This window comes from Pseudonocardia sp. NPDC049154 (assembly GCF_040648315.1).
GTDB lineage: Bacteria > Actinomycetota > Actinomycetes > Mycobacteriales > Pseudonocardiaceae > Pseudonocardia.
In genome coordinates, this window is sequence record NZ_JBEZDN010000002.1 from 96,828 (window position 1) to 112,221 (window position 15,394).

Annotated in this window: 15 protein-coding genes; 11 read left to right on the forward strand and 4 right to left on the reverse strand. The window is 73.9% G+C overall.

Going from position 1 to position 15,394, the window contains the following annotated elements; all coding sequences use genetic code 11:
* Positions 1 to 14 precede the first annotated feature (14 nt).
* The 3 genes from AB0B41_RS02250 to AB0B41_RS02260 form a co-directional block, all read right to left on the reverse strand.
* Positions 15 to 1,304, reverse strand: coding sequence for an MFS transporter (locus AB0B41_RS02250; RefSeq protein ID WP_358197977.1), 1,290 nt, complete (start codon positions 1,302 to 1,304; stop codon positions 15 to 17).
* A gap of 291 nt (positions 1,305 to 1,595) precedes the next feature.
* A complete protein-coding gene (locus AB0B41_RS02255) occupies positions 1,596 to 2,711 on the reverse strand; it encodes an NDMA-dependent alcohol dehydrogenase (protein ID WP_358197979.1) in 1,116 nt (371 codons plus the stop codon).
* Between the two features lie 33 nt (positions 2,712 to 2,744).
* Positions 2,745 to 4,238 (reverse strand): aldehyde dehydrogenase family protein, encoded by a 1,494-nt coding sequence (locus AB0B41_RS02260; RefSeq protein WP_358197981.1) that lies wholly within the window; start codon positions 4,236 to 4,238, stop codon positions 2,745 to 2,747.
* A gap of 233 nt (positions 4,239 to 4,471) precedes the next feature.
* On the opposite strand from AB0B41_RS02260, the gene AB0B41_RS02265 reads away from it, so the two are divergent.
* The 11 genes from AB0B41_RS02265 (at position 4,472) to AB0B41_RS02315 (ending at position 13,541) form a co-directional block, all read left to right on the forward strand.
* Positions 4,472 to 4,918 carry a Zn-ribbon domain-containing OB-fold protein gene (locus AB0B41_RS02265; RefSeq protein ID WP_358197983.1) on the forward strand — a complete coding sequence of 149 codons (447 nt, stop codon included), beginning with the start codon at positions 4,472 to 4,474 and terminating at the stop codon, positions 4,916 to 4,918.
* A complete protein-coding gene (locus AB0B41_RS02270) occupies positions 4,915 to 6,069 on the forward strand; it encodes a thiolase family protein (protein WP_358197985.1) in 1,155 nt (384 codons plus the stop codon). The genes AB0B41_RS02265 and AB0B41_RS02270 overlap by 4 nt, the downstream gene beginning before the upstream one ends.
* Before the next feature lie 20 nt (positions 6,070 to 6,089).
* Positions 6,090 to 6,635 carry a hypothetical protein gene (locus AB0B41_RS02275; protein ID WP_358197987.1) on the forward strand — a complete coding sequence of 182 codons (546 nt, stop codon included), beginning with the start codon at positions 6,090 to 6,092 and terminating at the stop codon, positions 6,633 to 6,635.
* Positions 6,632 to 7,393 carry an SDR family NAD(P)-dependent oxidoreductase gene (locus AB0B41_RS02280; RefSeq protein ID WP_358197989.1) on the forward strand — a complete coding sequence of 254 codons (762 nt, stop codon included), beginning with the start codon at positions 6,632 to 6,634 and terminating at the stop codon, positions 7,391 to 7,393. Before AB0B41_RS02275 ends, AB0B41_RS02280 begins: the two co-directional genes overlap by 4 nt.
* Positions 7,394 to 7,404: 11 nt before the next feature.
* Positions 7,405 to 8,514: a CaiB/BaiF CoA-transferase family protein gene (locus tag AB0B41_RS02285; RefSeq protein WP_358197991.1), complete on the forward strand. Its 1,110-nt coding sequence runs from the start codon at positions 7,405 to 7,407 to the stop codon at positions 8,512 to 8,514.
* Between the two features lie 122 nt (positions 8,515 to 8,636).
* The gene (locus AB0B41_RS02290; protein WP_358197993.1) at positions 8,637 to 9,266 is read left to right on the forward strand and encodes a GntR family transcriptional regulator; all 630 of its coding nucleotides are present in this window, start codon (positions 8,637 to 8,639) and stop codon (positions 9,264 to 9,266) included.
* A gap of 76 nt (positions 9,267 to 9,342) precedes the next feature.
* The gene (locus tag AB0B41_RS02295) at positions 9,343 to 10,485 is read left to right on the forward strand and encodes a thiolase family protein (protein ID WP_358197995.1); all 1,143 of its coding nucleotides are present in this window, start codon (positions 9,343 to 9,345) and stop codon (positions 10,483 to 10,485) included.
* Positions 10,485 to 10,877: an OB-fold domain-containing protein gene (locus AB0B41_RS02300; protein ID WP_358197997.1), complete on the forward strand. Its 393-nt coding sequence runs from the start codon at positions 10,485 to 10,487 to the stop codon at positions 10,875 to 10,877. Before AB0B41_RS02295 ends, AB0B41_RS02300 begins: the two co-directional genes overlap by 1 nt.
* A complete protein-coding gene (locus tag AB0B41_RS02305; RefSeq protein ID WP_358197999.1) occupies positions 10,874 to 12,484 on the forward strand; it encodes a class I adenylate-forming enzyme family protein in 1,611 nt (536 codons plus the stop codon). Before AB0B41_RS02300 ends, AB0B41_RS02305 begins: the two co-directional genes overlap by 4 nt.
* Positions 12,481 to 13,329, forward strand: a complete 849-nt coding sequence (locus tag AB0B41_RS02310) for an SMP-30/gluconolactonase/LRE family protein (RefSeq protein ID WP_358198001.1) — start codon at positions 12,481 to 12,483, stop codon at positions 13,327 to 13,329. The genes AB0B41_RS02305 and AB0B41_RS02310 overlap by 4 nt, the downstream gene beginning before the upstream one ends.
* A complete protein-coding gene (locus tag AB0B41_RS02315; RefSeq protein WP_358198003.1) occupies positions 13,326 to 13,541 on the forward strand; it encodes a GntR family transcriptional regulator in 216 nt (71 codons plus the stop codon). The genes AB0B41_RS02310 and AB0B41_RS02315 overlap by 4 nt, the downstream gene beginning before the upstream one ends.
* Positions 13,542 to 13,855: 314 nt before the next feature.
* On the opposite strand, the gene AB0B41_RS02320 is transcribed toward AB0B41_RS02315, so the two are convergent.
* Positions 13,856 to 15,286: an aldehyde dehydrogenase family protein gene (locus AB0B41_RS02320; protein WP_358198004.1), complete on the reverse strand. Its 1,431-nt coding sequence runs from the start codon at positions 15,284 to 15,286 to the stop codon at positions 13,856 to 13,858.
* Positions 15,287 to 15,394: the final 108 nt, after the last annotated feature.

Below are 15,394 nucleotides of genomic sequence, written 5' to 3' on the forward strand. Positions count from 1 at the left end.
GACGGGAGGCCGGCTCAGGCGGTGCCGACGACGTGGGCGGGGTGGCTGTCCTCGGTGAGGGACCGGCCCGCCGTCTCCGGCAGCACCTTGGCGAGCACGAGCCCGATGACCAGCGCGATGGCGCCCAGGTAGAGGGCCGGGGCGAGCTGGCTGCCGGTGCCCGCCGCGAGCGCCGCGGCGACGAGGGGGGCGGTGCCCGCGATGGGTCCGGCGCCGAGGCTGAACGCGACCGCGGCACCGCTGGACCGGGTGCGGGCCGGGAAGAGCTCGACCAGCACGATGGAGGACATCACGTTCAGCCCGGCCTGTGGGACGGCGAACAGGCACATGCCGAGGAACGCCGCCCAGGGCGAACCCGAGCCGACGAGCAGCAGCACCGGCACCGCGAGCACGACGTGCGCGAGCGCGGCGCCCACGTAGACCGGCCTGCGACCGATGCGGTCCGACAGCCGACCGGCGAGCGGGCACAGCACGACGTAGACCAGCAGCGCCGCCGAGCTGACGAGCAGTGCGGTCCGCCGGGAGCCGCCGACCGACATCGCGTTCGCGAAGTAGGTCGCGAGGTAGTAGAAGCCGACGCCGGTGACCGCCGCGCAGGCGAAGGCGATCAGCAGGGTCCGGCGCTCGGTGCGCAGGGTGTCGCGCAACGGGCTGTGGGAGACCCCGTCCTGGGCCTGCAGCTGCCGGTAGACCGGGGTCTCCTCGAGCCGCAGCCGCAGGTAGAGCCCGGCGAGCCCGAGCGGGGCGGCCAGCAGGAAGGGCAGCCGCCAGCCCCAGGACTGCATCTGCGCCGGATCGAGCGTCGACTCCAGCAGCAGCACGAGCACCGTGCCGGCCACGATGGCCAGACCGCCGGAGGCGGAGATCAGCGCGGCGCGCGCCCCGCGCCGGCCAGGCGGGGCGTACTCCGCGAGGAAGGCCGAGGCACCCGTCCACTCGCCGCCCGCGGACAGCCCCTGCACGCAGCGGAGCAGCACGAGCAGCAGCGGTGCCCAGAACCCGATCGTGGCGTAGGACGGGAGGACGGCGATGAGGGTCGTCGCCACGCTGATGCCGAGGACGGCGGCGGACAGCGCGACCCGGCGGCCGTAACGGTCGCCGACCGATCCGAGCAGCGCGCCGCCGAGCGGTCGGAACACGTAGGCGACGCCGAACACCGCCAGCGACGCGAGCAGCGAGACGACGGAGTCGGTGGTGGGGAAGAAGACCCGGCCGAGGGTGACGGCGACCGCACCGTAGACGGCGAAGTCGAACCACTCGGTGAAGTTCCCGATCAGCGTCGCGGTCACGACCCTGCGAGGCATGGCGGAACTCATGACAAGGCTCCGGAGGTATGAGTGGACGGAGGGGGGCGGTCACCGGCAGCCGGGACGGCGAGGGGCGCCGTCTCGCTGCCGTGCGCGGGGACCCCGTTCGGGATGGGGGTGAAGTAGTCGAGCGCCGAGACCGCGGTGGCGATGTCCCCGGCGGTCCCGAGGTCGACGACGACGTGGGGCCGTCGACGGCGTGGGCGTACTCGGCGATCAGGCGGTGGATCACGATGGGTGCTCTCGAGCCGGTCGACGCGGACGTCGATGTCGGTCAAGGGCTCGTCCTCACTTCGAGTAGTCGATGATGCCGCGGATGATCTTTCCGTCCCGCAGGTCCTGGTAGCCGTCGTTGATCTCGTCGAGGGTGTAGCGACGGGTGATCAGCTCGTCGAGCTTGAGCTGCCCGGCGTCGTAGAGGCGCAGCATGCGGACGATGTCGTACTGCGGGTTCGACGAGCCGAAGAGCGTGCCCTTGATCGTCTTCTGGTTGAAGACCATGTCCGAGCCCGAGACGTGCACGGTGAGGTTGGCGGGGTTGGCGACGCCCGTGACGACGACGGTGCTGCCCTTGCCGATCACGGCGAAGGCGTCCGTGATGACCTCCTCGGTCATCACCCCGACCACGCAGATCGCCTGGTCCGCGCCCTCGCCCCAGGTGAGCTCCTTGACCGCCTCGGCGGCCTCACCGGCGGTGGCGAAGACATGGGTGGCCCCGAACTCCTGCGCGGCCTCGCGCTTGAACGAGACCGGGTCGACGCAGACCACGTACTTCGCGCCGGCGTGCGCGGCGCCCTGGACGGCGTTCATGCCGACCCCGCCGAGGCCGTAGATCACCACGGTGTCGCCGGGCTTCACCCCGCCGGCGTTGACCGCGCTGCCCCAGCCGGTGGGTACCCCGCACCCGACGAGGACGGCCTTGTCCAGCGGGAGCCAGTCGTCGACCTTCACGCAGGACAGCTCGGAGACGGTCGCGTAATCGGAGAAGGCGCCGAGCATGCAGAAGGCGCCGATGTCGCCGAGCTCGGGATCGTGCATCCGGAAGGTGCCGTCGGGCATGGAGCCCTCGAGGATGGTGGCGCCCTGGTTGCACAGGTTCTGCCTGCCGGTGGAGCAGTAGCGGCAGATCCCGCAGGAGGGGATGAAGCTGCACACGACGTGATCGCCGGGCTGCACCTTCGTCACGCCGGGGCCGACCTGCTCGACGACGCCCGCGGCCTCGTGGCCGCCGACGATCGGGAACCGGACGACGTTGTCGCCGTCGACCATGTGCAGGTCGGAGTGGCAGAGGCCGGCCGCGGTCATCTTGAGCAGGACCTCGCCCGCCCGGGGCTCGTCGAGCTCGATCTCGCGGACGTCGAAGGGGGTGTGGTAGCCGGTCAGGACGGCGGCACGGGTCTTCACGATGGGTCTCCTCAGGAAGGGTGGTCGGCCGGGTCAGCCGTGGAAGGTCCAGACGGACTTCGTCTCGAGGTAGCCCTCGAGGCTGTCGGGTCCCAGGTCGCGGCCGTAGCCGGACCGGCGGTAGCCGCCGAACGGGGCCGCGGGGTCGGTGAGCCCCCAGCCGTTGACGTAGACCGTCCCGGCCCGCAGGGCCCTGGTGGCGCGGTGCGCGAGGCTCACGTCGCGCGTCCAGACGCCCGCGGCGAGGCCGTACTCGCTGTCGTCGGCGCGGCGCAGCACCTCGTCGGTGTCGTCGAAGGGCAGCACGGTCAGCACCGGGCCGAAGATCTCCTCGGTGGCGCAGGCCATGTCGTCGCGGGCGTCGGAGATGATCGTGGCGGGGTGGAAGAACCCGTCCGCGGGCACGTCCGGCCCGATGTGCACGGTGGCGCCCTGCTCGCCGGCGAGGCTCACGTGTTGCGCGACCTTCGTCCTCTGCGCGGCGTTGACCAGCGGGCCGAGCTCGGTGCCCTCGTCCAGGCCGTGTCCCGGCCGCAGGCCGTCGGCGATCGCCCGCAGCCGTTCCACGACCTGGTCGTGCACCGAGCGGTGGACGTAGAGCCGGGACGGGGCGCTGCAGGTCTGGCCGGAGTGCCAGAAGATGCCCCCGGCGGAGCCCTCGACGGCCGCGTCGAGGTCGGCGTCGGCGAAGATGATGTTCGCGCTCTTCCCGCCGAGCTCCAGCGTCACCCGCTTGACCTGGTCCGCCGCCCGGCGGGCGATCTCCTTGCCCACGGCGGTCGAGCCGGTGAAGGTGATCTTGTCGACGCCCGCATGGTCGACCAGGGCCCGACCCGCCTCGGCCCCGCGCCCGGGGACGACGTTGAGGACCCCCGCGGGCAGGCCGGCCTCGATGGCCAGCTCCGCCAGCCACAGCGCGGAGTGCGGCGTCTCCTCCGACGGCTTCAGCACCACGGTGCAGCCCGCGGCCAGGGCGGGCGCCAGCTTCCAGCCGCACAGCAGCAGCGGGAAGTTCCAGGCCGTGATGGCACCGACCACGCCGACGGGGTCCTTCTCGGTGGCGATGTGGACACCCGGGTGGGAGGTCGGCACCGTCGAGCCGACGATCTTGGTGGGCCAGCCTGCGAAGTAGTGGAAGCTGCGGGCGGCGAAGTCGACGTCGATCCCGCGGGCCGCGCCACGGACCTTGCCCGCGTCGAGCACCTCGAGCTCGGCGAACTCGTCGGCCCGGTCCAGGATGGCGTCGCCGATGCGGTGCAGGACCTTGCCGCGGTCGATCGGCGTCATGGTCCGCCACGGGGAGCCGGGGGTGAAGGCCCGGACCGCGGCCTGGACGGCGCGGTCGACGTCCGCCGCGTCGCCGCAGGCAGCGGTGCCGATCCGGTGGCCGTCGGCGGGGTCGAGCACGGGGAGGGTCTGTCCGCTCAGGGCCGGCAGAGCCTGCCCGTCGACGAAGACGTGGGGCGGCAGCTCCAGCCTCGTGGCCACCGCGGGGGAGAGGGTTCGCGTGTCAACGCTCAGGGTCATCAGTGACTCCTTCTCGATAATTGATACAATCGCACACTGTGGCAGTGAGCACAACCGACGGTCTGTCGTTGCCGCCCTGACCTGAAGATTCCCGCTCATCTCCGGCTCACGAGCCTGTCAGCGGCGATGCTGTGGACCACCATGGCACCTTGCGCAAGTTGTATCAAGAATCTAATGTCGGGACCAGAGCCGGGAGCCCACCGCTCCCGCCGAACGGTCCCCTGGAGGCGTCGATGCCCCCCACGAACACCTCGGATGCCTCGGCTCCGGTGCCGACCCGGCCCTTCCGCGAGGGCCTGGTGTCGCTGGAGCCGCCGCGTCTGCTCGGATCCCGTTGTGGCGCGTGTGCCACGACGACCTTCCCGCCCCGCGAGTTCTGTCCGGCCTGCCGCGCGGTGGCGGGGCTGGAGCGCACCGAGCTCGACCGCCGCGGGCGGATCCACTCGTACACCGTCGTCCGGCAGGCTCCGCCCGGGGTCGCCGTTCCCTATGTCCTGGCCTGGGTGGACCTGCCCGCCGACCGGGTGCGGTTGATGTCCACGGTGGTGGGTGCGGAGCCGGAGGCGGTCGAGCTCGGCCTGCCGGTGGAGCTGGAGCTCACCCCGTTCGCCACCGGTGAGGATGGCGCCGAGCTGCTGGGCTTCCGCTTCCGCGTGACCGAGGGGAAGGAGAACGCATGAGCCTCGCACCCGCCCACGTCGCAGGCGCCGGGATGGTCCGGTTCGGCAAGTACCCGGCCGACGTCACGCTCGAGCGGATGGCGATCGGGGCGGCCCGTGCCGCCCTGGCCGACGCCGGGGCCGACCTCGGACAGGTCGACGGGCTCTACGTCGGCCACGTGTTCGGTGGCCCGGTGGCCGGGCAACGGGTCGCGGCCCAGCTCGGGTTGGACGGCAAGCCGGTGTCCAACCACGAGAACTACTGCGCCAGCGGCGCGACCGCGGTCCGCGAGGCCTGGGTCGCCCTGGCCGCCGGGCTGCACGACGTCGTCCTGGTGATCGGCGTCGAGAAGATGACCGACCGGATCTCCGGCGGGGTCCGGCCGGATCCCGGTGACCTCGACGCCGCGGTCGGCTACGTCATGGCCGCGGGGCACGCGATGAGCGCCCGCCGCTACATGGCCGACCATGGCGCCACCCGGCAGCAGATCGCCTCGGTGGCCGTGAAGAACCACGCGCACTCGGTGCACAACCCCTTCGCGCAGTACCAGAAGCCGATCTCCCTGGAGCAGGTGCTCGGGGCGCGGCAGATCGCCGAGCCGCTCGGGCTGCTTGACTGCAGCCCGATCTCGGACGGCGCCGCGGCGGTCGTGCTGTGCAGCCCCGCGGGCCTGCGCAGGCTGGGCCTCTCGGGCCCGGTCCCCCGCGTGCTGGGGGTGGGGCTGGTCAGCGGGGCCGTGCAGACCGGACTCGGTGACCTCAACGCCGAGGACGTCTCCCGCCGCGCCGGTGAGGAGGCGTGGAAGCTCTCCGGTGTCGGCCCGGACGAGATCGACCTCGTCGAGATGCACGACTGCTTCACCATCGCCGAGATCGTCCGGATGGAGGGTCTCGGCCTGGTCCCGCACGGACAGGGCGCCGCCTGGGCGGCCGACGGGCACACCGCCCTCGGCGGACGGCTGCCGGTCAACCCCTCCGGTGGCCTGCTCTCCCGCGGCCACCCCGTCGGCGCGACCGGAGCCGCGCAGGTGTGCGAGCTGACCTGGCAGCTGCGGGGCACCGCGGGCGGCAGGCAGGTCGACGGTGCGCGCACCGCCCTGGCCTACTGCAAGGGCGGCACCGTGAACGGCACCGACGGCGGCTCGGTCACCACGGTGGTGATGACGCGATGACGACCTCCACTCTCCGGCCGGTGCCCGTGGTGGGAGGCGGCGAGCTCGGCCCGCTGGTCGAACGGGCGCTGGAGACCGTGGACGCCACGGCCCCGGCCGCGTGCGTCGTCGCGCCGGTGCCCCGCCGCGCCGCGCTGGCCGATCTGACGGACGCCCGGCTCGCCGACGAGGTCGCGGGCTCGCTCGAGGTGGTGCTCGCCGCGGTCCAGGGCGAGCTCGCCCACCTCGGCTCCGGCGCCCATCTCGGCTCCGGCGCCCACGCCGATTCCGGCGGCCGCCTCGTGTTCGTGCTGCCCGCCGAGCCGCTCATGGCGGTCGGCGGCGGCACCGCGTCCTCCGCGGTGACCAACGGCGTGCTGTCCATGGCCCGCACGCTCTCGGTCGAGCTCGCCCGCGACACGGTGACCGTCAACGTGCTGGCCGTCGGGTCCGAGGATGCGGCCGGCGGGCACACCGCTGCGCTGGCCGCGCAGCTGGCCGCCCTGCTCGGCCCGGGCGGCGAGCGGATCACCGGGCAGGAGATCTACCTGACCGCCGGCTCGGACCTGGGGAGGTTGCGCCCATGACCGGCCCTCACGGCCTCGCGGGCAGGGTTGCGCTGGTCACCGGGGGTGCAGGCGGCATCGGGCGCGGCATCTGCGGCACGCTCGCGGCCCGCGGCGCCACGGTCGTGGTCGCCGACCTCGACCGGGAGGCGACGGCTGCCGCGGCCGCCGCGATCGCCGCCGAGCACCCGGGCCGGGCCCACCCGCTGGTCCTGGACGTGACCGACCCCGCGTCGCGGACCGCGGCGATCGGGTTCGGTGCGGACCTCGGCGGAGTGGACCTGCTGGTCAACTGCGCCGGGGTGTTGCGCGACGCGCGGATCGGGCGGCTCGCCCCCGCTCTGTTCCGGCGGCTGCTGGAGATCAACCTGCTCGGTCCGCTTGCCCTGACCCGCCTCGCCGCACGGGGGATGGCCGCGGGGGGCGGGGGAGCGGTCGTGAACCTGACCTCGCGGGCGTGGCTCGGCACGTTCGGGTCCACGGCCTACTCCACGGCGAAGGGTGGGCTCGTCGGCGCGACGCGGTCGCTCGCCCTCGAGCTCGGCCCCGCCGGGATCACCGTCAACGCCGTGGCCCCCGGGTTCGTCGAGACCCCGATGACCGACGGGCTGCCCCCGGACATCCGCCGCCGCACCCTGGCGGCCGTCCCGGTCGGCCGGGCCGGTCGTCCCGACGACGTCGCCGGCGCCGTCGCCTACCTCGCCGAGGCCCCCTACGTCACCGGGCAGGTCCTCGTCGTGTGCGGCGGGCGCAGCATCGGCGACCCCTACGCCGCATGAGGAGACCCGCTGTGTCCCACCCCGCACCGCAGTCCACCGAGGGGCCCCTGACCGGGATCAAGGTCGTCGAGTTCGCCGGGCTCGGGCCCGGCCCGTTCGCCGCGATGCTGCTCGCCGACGCCGGCGCCGACGTCCTGCGGATCGACCGCCCCACCGGCCCCGTCGACGGCGGCGCGCTCACCCGCGGCCGCCCCTGGATCGGCCTGGACCTCAAGGACCCCGCCGACCTCGACACCGCCCGTGCGCTGGTCCGCCGCGCCGACGTGCTCGTCGAGGGGTTCCGGCCCGGCGTCATGGAGCGCCTCGGGCTCGGCCCCGACGACTGCCGGGCGGACAACCCCGGCCTGGTCTACGGGCGGATGACCGGCTGGGGACAGGACGGCCCGCGCGCCCGCGAGGCCGGTCACGACATCAACTACCTGGCGCTCACCGGGGCGCTGCGGTCGATCGCGCGCCGCGGACAGGCCCCGGTCCCGCCGTTGAACCTGGTCGGCGACTACGGCGGCGGCGGGATGATGCTCGCCTTCGGGATCGTCACCGCCCTGCTCGAGCGGCACCGCAGCGGGCGCGGGCAGGTCGTCGACGCGGCCATGGTCGACGGGGTGAGCCTGCTGATGACCGGGATCTGGAGCCGCGCCGCGCAGGGCCGCTGGTCCGACGAGCCGGGTACCAACGACATCGACACCGGTGCGCCGTTCTACGACGTCTACGCCACCGCGGACGGCGAGTACATGGCCGTCGGCAGCATCGAGCCGCAGTTCTGGGCCCGGTTGCTGCAGGGCCTCGGGCTCGACCCCGACACCCTGCCCGCCCAGTGGGACCGCGAGGCGTGGCCGCGGACGAAACGGGCCGTCGCCGCCGCGTTCGCCACCCGCACCCGCGCGGAGTGGACCGAGGTCTTCGCCGACCTCGACGCGTGCGTCACCCCGGTCCTGTCCCTGGCCGAGGCCCCCGGCGACGCCCATCTGCGCGCTCGTCGGACCCTGGAGCGGCGGCCGGACGGGCCGCAGCCCGCCGCGGCGCCGCGTCTCGACCGCACCCCGCTGCAGGCGCGGCAGGCCGCACCGGCGGAGGAGACCCTGCGCCGCTGGGGCGTGTCGCTCACGGCAGGTGCGCGATGACCGCGGCGCGGTCGGCCCCGCCGGCTCGGGTGATAGTTTATCCAGGACCGGACGGGCGATCGGGGGGTGCCGGAGTGGCGGGACGAGCACGTGCTGCCGCTCCCCGCCTGCAGCGCCGGGCCATGAGCGTCGAGGTGGCCGAGCACATCCGCTCGATGATCTTCGACGGGCGGCTGAAGGCCGAGCAGCGCGTCCCGCAGGACGCCATCGCCGAGGAGCTCGGCGTGAGCAGGCTGCCGGTCCGCGAGGCCCTGATCACCCTCGAGGCGGACGGGCTGGTCGCCTCCGAGCCGCACCGCGGGACGTTCGTCGTCCCGATCCGCGCCGAGGACATCACCGACCACTACCGGCTCTACGGCATGGCCCAGGGCCTCGCCGCCGCCGGGGCGGTCCGGCGGATCACCGAGCCGGTGCTGGTCAAGCTCGAGGAGCTGCACGCGCAGATGTGCGCGAGCGACGACCCGGACCTGCTGCACGACCTGAACTGGGAGTTCCACTCCTTGATCAACAGGACCGGGGCGAGCCGCCGGACGCTGTCGGTGCTGCGCCACCTCTCGCACAACCTGCCGCGCGAGGTCTATGCCCTGCCCGCGGCCGCGAGCCCGCAGGCCAACCGGGGGCACGCCCGCATCATCGCCGCGCTGCGCGCCGGGAACGAGGCCGAGGCCGATCTGGCCAACCGCGAGCACGTCCAGCAGGAGGGCGACCAGGTCGTCGCGGCCCTCAAGCGCGACGGCATCCTCGCCGACTGACGACCCTGCGCGGTGCCCCCGTGGCCTCTCGGGCGCGGCACCTGTATCAAAGATCCGAACAACGGAGGTTCGGGACATGAATACTCCCGTTGCCGTGGTCGGCGTCGGCACCACCGGCTTCGGCGCCCTCGGGCGCTCCGCCGACGACCTCGCGGGCGAGGCGCTGCGCACCGCCCTGGACGACGCGGGCCTGTCCGCCGCCGACGTCGACGGGCTGCTGACCCACCGCGTGGACAGCTACGAGGGCCTCGCCGCCGAGCACGGCTTCGACCCGCGCTGGACGGTCGCGTTGCCCCCGGAGGGCCGGATGACCGGTCCGGCGGTCCAGACGGCCGCGGCCGCGGTCCGCGCGGGCCTGTGCCACACCGTGGTGCTGGTCCACGGCAACGACGGCCGCACCCGCGGTGCGACCTACGGCGCCGGTGACTCCGGCTCGACCGGCGCCGGCGAGGGGTACGGCACCACCCCGGCGGTGACCGCGCCGTACGGGATGACGTCCCCGGGGGCGTTCTCGGCGCTGATGCTGGCGCGCCACCGCCACCTGTACGGCACCACCGAGGAGCAGCTCGGCACGGTCGCCACCACCTTCCGGGCGCACGCCTCGCTCAACCCGCACGCTCTGCGCCGCGACCCGCTGACGCTGGCGGACTACCTCGCCTCCCGCTACGTCGTCGCCCCGCTGCACCTGTTCGACTACTGCCAGATCAACGACGGGGGCGTCGCGCTCGTGCTCACCACGCTCGACCGGGCCCGCGACCTGCCCCGGCCGCCGGTGCGGGTGCTCGGGGCCGCCCAACGGGGCCGGCTGACCGGGTCCGACCTGCCACCGGAGGACTTCTGGGCCGATGCCCTGGCCGAGGTCGGGGAGGCGGTGCTGCGGGCGGGCGGGCGGCGCCGCGAGGACGTCGACGCGCTCATGGCCTACGACAACTTCAGCCCGAACGTGCTGTTCACCCTCGAGGGCCTCGGCTGGTGCAGGCCCGGGGAGTCGGGGGAGTGGATCGCCGACGGGCGGATCGCCCTGGGCGGCGAGCTGCCCTGCAACACCTCCGGCGGTCAGCTGTCCGAGGGCTACCTGCAGGGCTGGGGCCTGCTCGTGGAGGCCGTGCGCCAGCTCCGCGGCGAGTGCGGGTCGCGGCAGGTCCCCGGGGCGCGCACGGTCCAGTACGCCTGCGCGGCCCCGATCGTGTCCTCTGTGCTGTTCGGACGGGAGGACTGATGGACGTCCGACCCCACGTCGACGGGCTCCGCGCCGGCCTGCTGCGGGTGGCCCGCTGCGGGTCCTGCGGCACCGCCGCGTTCCCCCCGCCGCGGACCTGCCCGCGGTGCGGCGCCCGCGACGCCGCCGAGTGGTTCACCGCCTCCGGCCGCGGCACCGTCTGGAGCGCCGTGGTCTTCCACAAGGCCTACCTGGCCGAGCACCCCGCGCCCTACGTGGTGGCGGTGGTCGAGCTCGCGGAGGGCCCCCGACTCGTCACCACACTCGCCGGCCCGCCCACCGAGGACGTCCGGGACCTCCGGATCGGGCAGGCCGTGACCGCGGAGATCGACGCTCACCGGGAACCGCCGCGCGTCGTGTTCCGCCCCGACCCCGAAGGAGCAGCGCCATGAGCGCCCCGACCGGCACCCCCCAGCACGGTGCGTCCGCCACCGGGCCCGCCGCCCTCACCGTCCCCGGGGTCCTCGACGACCTCGCCGCCCGCCGCCCGCAGGCCGAGGCCGTCGTCGGGCCGGAGGGGCGGGTCACCTACGCCGAGCTCCACGACCGCACCCGCCGGCTGGCCGCGTTCCTGGCCGACGCCGGCCTGTGCCGCGGCGACCGGATCGGGATCCTGCTGCCCAACGGCCTGCGCTGGATCACCGGCGCACTCGCCGCGCACCGGGCCGGGCTCACCGTCGTCCCGATCAACACCTGGTACCGCGCCGCCGAGCTCGACCACGTCCTGAGCACCTCGCAGGTGCGCCTGGTCCTCACCGACACCGCGATCTTCGGGCGGGACACCCTGGCCGAGCTCACCGCGGCCGGCTTCGGGCGCTCCTTCGCCGTCGATCCCCCCTCGGCCGACGGCTATCTCGGCGCGCTGGCGTGGCCCGCCGACCTCGCGTTGCCCGGGCAGGCCGACCCCCGGCCCCTCGACCCGCCCGCCCCGACCGACCTCGCCCTGCTGCTGTTCACCAGCGGCAGTACCGCCCGTCCCAAACCCGTACCGCTGCAGCACGGCGACCTCCTGCGCAACGCCTACGAGATCGGCCGTCGCCAGCACCTCGTCCCCGGTGACCGGCTGTGGATCGCGGCCCCCTTCTTCTTCGGGTACGGCTGCGCGAACGCCCTGCCCGTGGCGCTCACCCACGGCGTCACGCTGTGTCTGGAGGAGCGCGTCGACGGCGACCGCTCGCTGGAGTTCATCGCCCGCGAGCGCTGCACCGTCTACTACGGCCTCGCCCCCACCACGCGCAACCTGCTCGCGGCCCCGTCCTTCGGACGGCACGACATCTCCGCGCTGCGGACCGGCACCACCGGCTTCACCGCCGAGGACAAACGCCTGGTGGTCGAGGAGCTCGGGGTGTCCGAGGTCTGCAGCATGTACGGCCTCACCGAGGGCTACGGGCACTCCACCGTCTCCGACGCCCACGATCCGCTCGAGGTGCGCCTGCACACCTCCGGGACCGTCGTGCCGACCCAGGAGATCCGGATCACCGGGCCGGACGGCGGCGCCCTGGCCACCGGGGAGACCGGCGAGATCGAGCTGCGCGGCTGCGTGATCGGGGCCTACCTCGGCGGGCCCGAGCTCAACGAGGGCGTGTTCCGGCCCGGCGGCTGGTTCCGAACCGGTGACCTCGGGTTCCTCGACGACGCCCGGCGGCTGCACGTCGTGGGCCGCAGCAAGGAGATGCTCAAGGTGAAGGGCATCAACATCGCGCCCCTCGAGGTCGAGGAGCTCCTCTGCGGGCACCCCGACGTGGACCAGGCCTACGTCGTCGGCCTGCCCTCGGCGGACGGCGACGAGACGATGGTCGCCGCCGTCGTCGCCCGCCTCGGGCACGATCCGGGGCCGGACCTGGCCGGCGCGCTCGTCGCCCACGTCAAGGCCCGGGCCGCCGGGTACAAGGTCCCGAGCCGGGTCGAGGTGCTCACCCAGGACCAGCTGCCGCTCACCGACACGGGCAAGGTCAGCAAGCGGGCGCTGCGTGCGGTCCTCGCCGGGGGCGTGGCATGAGCACCCGCACCCTCGCCGCCGGCATCGGGTTCACCGAGGGGCCGGTGTGGACCGCCGACGGGCGGCTGCTCGTGGTCGCGATGTCCCGCGGGCTCGTCGTCGAGATCGACCTCGACGGCGGCGTCCTCGCCACGGTGGAGGTCGGTGGTGGACCCAACGGCCTCGCCGAGGGGCCCGACGGCGCGATCTGGGTCGCGCAGAACGGTGCCGCCCTGCGTCCGAGCCGGTCCGCCCGACCCACCCCGGCCGGACTGCAGCGCCTCGACGGCGGCCGGGTCACCGACGTCGGCGTGCCGGCGGCGCTGGCCCCGAACGACCTCGCGACCGGGCCGGACGGGCGCGTCTGGTTCACCGATCCCGGCCTGCCCGGCGGCACCGCCGCCGGTCGGCTCTGCGCCCACGACCCCGCGACGGGCGCGACCGCGGTCCTCCTGGACGGCCTCGCCTTCCCCAACGGGCTCGCCTTCGGCCCGGACCCGGACCTGCTGTACCTCGCGCACACCGACGACGGCGTGATCACGCGGCATCGGTGGACCGGTGACCGGCTGGTCCCTGCCGGAGCACCCCTCGCGCTCCCGGCGGGTGGTCCGGACGGGCTGGCTCTCGACGCGGACGGCCGGCTGTACGCCGCCGCACCCGACACCGAGGCGATCGTCGTCTTCGAACCGGACGGCCGACCTGCCGGCGAGATCCGGTTCCCCGAGCCGACCTTCCCGACCAACCTCTGTTTCGCGGGCCCGGAGCTCGACGTCCTCGTGGTCACCGGGGCCAGGGGTGGGCGAGTGCTGCTCGTCGAGCCGCCCGGCCGCACCCGCGGTCTGTCCCTGGGCGCGGGCGCCGCGTGAGGGCGGGCTCCTCGGGCGGTGACCTGCCGGACCTGCTCACCGAGCTGCGCCGGCTCGTCGCCACGCGCTCCACCGGATCGCGCTTGCCGGCGGAACGTGAACTGGCCGTCCGGCTCGGGGTCGGGCGGGCGCTCGTCCGCCGGGCCCTGCGCGAGCTGGCCCACTCGGGGACCATCCGGACCCGCGCCCAGTCCGGCAGCTACGTGTGCTGACCGGGGCGCGCTGCTTGTCGGAGTGGGCGATGCGGAACCAGCCGGAGGTCGGGACGGTCCGGTGGGTCGAAGGGAACGGTCACGGCGTCGGGGACGCCTTGATCGTCAGGTCGCCGGTACGAGGAGCGGATCGCGGCGGTCTTCGCGACCCGGACCCGCGGAGTCGACCGAGCGACTCGGTGGAGGCCGCGCGACTCTGCGGGAGCTGCGCCACGAGAGCCTGGTCGGCACCCGGCGCCAGGCGGGCAGCGACGCCGCCGCACCCTGACCGACCGACCGGCCCGGGGGAACGCCGTCCCCCAGGCGCGGGTCGGTCAGAGCTGGATGGCCTTGGTCTCGAGGAACTCCTCCAGTCCGGCGGTCCCCATCTCCCGGCCGATGCCGGAGCGCTTGTAGCCGCCGAACGGGGCGAGGGGGTTGTAGCGGCCGCCGTTGACGTCGATCGAGCCGGTGCGGACCTTGCGCGCGAAGGCGAGCGCGCGGTCCTGGTCGGCGGACCAGACCGCGCCGGACAGGCCGTAGTCGGAGTTGTTGGCGATGGCCAGGGCCTGCTCCTCGTCGGAGTAGCGGATCACCGACAGCACCGGGCCGAAGATCTCCTGCTGGGCGACGGTCGAGTCCGGGGTGACGTCCGCGAGCACCGTGGGGGAGACGTAGTACCCGCGGTCGACGCCCTCGGGCTGCTCCCAGCCGCCCGTCGCGATCTTGGCGCCCTCGTCCACGCCGACGTGGATGAAGCCGCGCACCCGCTCGCGCTGCGCGGCCGAGACCATCGGGCCGAGCTTGGTGGTCGGGTCGAGCGGGTCGCCCGGGGTGTAGCCGGAGGCGATCGACGCGGCGAGTTCGACGGCGTCGTCGTACTGGTCGTCGTGCACCAGCATGCGGGTCCAGGCGGTGCAGGTCTGGCCGCCGTTGAGGAAGCCCGTGGCCACGCCGACCTTGACGGCGGTGGCCATGTCCGCGTCCGGAAGCAGGACGTTGGCGGACTTACCGCCCAGCTCCAGGGTGACCCGGGTGATGTTCTTCGCGGCGACCTCGGCAACCCGCTGTCCGGCGCGCACCGAGCCGGTGAACGACACCGCGTCGATGCCCGGGTGCCCGGCGATGGCCTCGCCGACCGTCTGGCCGTAGCCCGGCACCAGGTTGACGACACCCGCCGGCAGGCCCGCCTCGTGCAGCACGTCGAAGAGGACGTACGCGACCAGCGGGGAGATCTCGCTGGGCTTGAGCACGAACGTGCACCCGGCGGCGAGGGCGGGCGCGAGCTTGCAGGTGATCTGGTGCAGCGGGTAGTTCCACGGCGTGATCGCCCCGACCACCCCGGCCGGCTCGCGGGCGACGATGGTGTTGCCGACCCGGGATTCGAACTCGTAGGACTCGATCAGGTCGGCGTAGGCGCCGATGACGGTCTGCGGTAGCGCGGCCTGGATCTTCGTGGCGGTGCGCAGCGGGCAGCCCATCTCGGTGGCGATGGTCTCGGCGATCTCGTCCTGCCGCTTCGCCAGGCCGTCCCGGATGCGGCGCAGGTACTCGGCCCGCTCGCCCACGGTCGTCTGCGACCAGTCGGGGAAGGCCGCCTGTGCGGCGGCCACGGCGCGGTCCACGTCCGCGGCGGTGCCTTCCGGCACGGTGGCCAGCAGCTGCTCGGTGGTGGGGTTCTCCACCTCGATGGTCCCGGCGGAGCTGGGGGACACCCAGGCGCCGTCTATGTAGAGCTTGTCCCGGTTCTCCATGGATCCTCCCACGTCGGTGAGGGTAGCTGTGCCCCGTGTCTCACGGAGACTTGCATGATTCTATAGAACACGACATGCTCCTGTCTCATCCACGGACCAACTCACCTGACCAACTCATCG

Coding starts and splice junctions, on each gene's coding strand:
- AB0B41_RS02250 (WP_358197977.1), bottom strand. CDS start 1,304: ATGCCTCGCAGGGTCGTGACCGCGACGCTGATCGGGAACTTCACCGAG.
- AB0B41_RS02260 (WP_358197981.1), bottom strand. CDS start 4,238: ATGACCCTGAGCGTTGACACGCGAACCCTCTCCCCCGCGGTGGCCACG.
- AB0B41_RS02265 (WP_358197983.1), top strand. CDS start 4,472: ATGCCCCCCACGAACACCTCGGATGCCTCGGCTCCGGTGCCGACCCGG.
- AB0B41_RS02270 (WP_358197985.1), top strand. CDS start 4,915: ATGAGCCTCGCACCCGCCCACGTCGCAGGCGCCGGGATGGTCCGGTTC.
- AB0B41_RS02280 (WP_358197989.1), top strand. CDS start 6,632: ATGACCGGCCCTCACGGCCTCGCGGGCAGGGTTGCGCTGGTCACCGGG.
- AB0B41_RS02290 (WP_358197993.1), top strand. CDS start 8,637: ATGAGCGTCGAGGTGGCCGAGCACATCCGCTCGATGATCTTCGACGGG.
- AB0B41_RS02295 (WP_358197995.1), top strand. CDS start 9,343: ATGAATACTCCCGTTGCCGTGGTCGGCGTCGGCACCACCGGCTTCGGC.
- AB0B41_RS02300 (WP_358197997.1), top strand. CDS start 10,485: ATGGACGTCCGACCCCACGTCGACGGGCTCCGCGCCGGCCTGCTGCGG.
- AB0B41_RS02305 (WP_358197999.1), top strand. CDS start 10,874: ATGAGCGCCCCGACCGGCACCCCCCAGCACGGTGCGTCCGCCACCGGG.
- AB0B41_RS02310 (WP_358198001.1), top strand. CDS start 12,481: ATGAGCACCCGCACCCTCGCCGCCGGCATCGGGTTCACCGAGGGGCCG.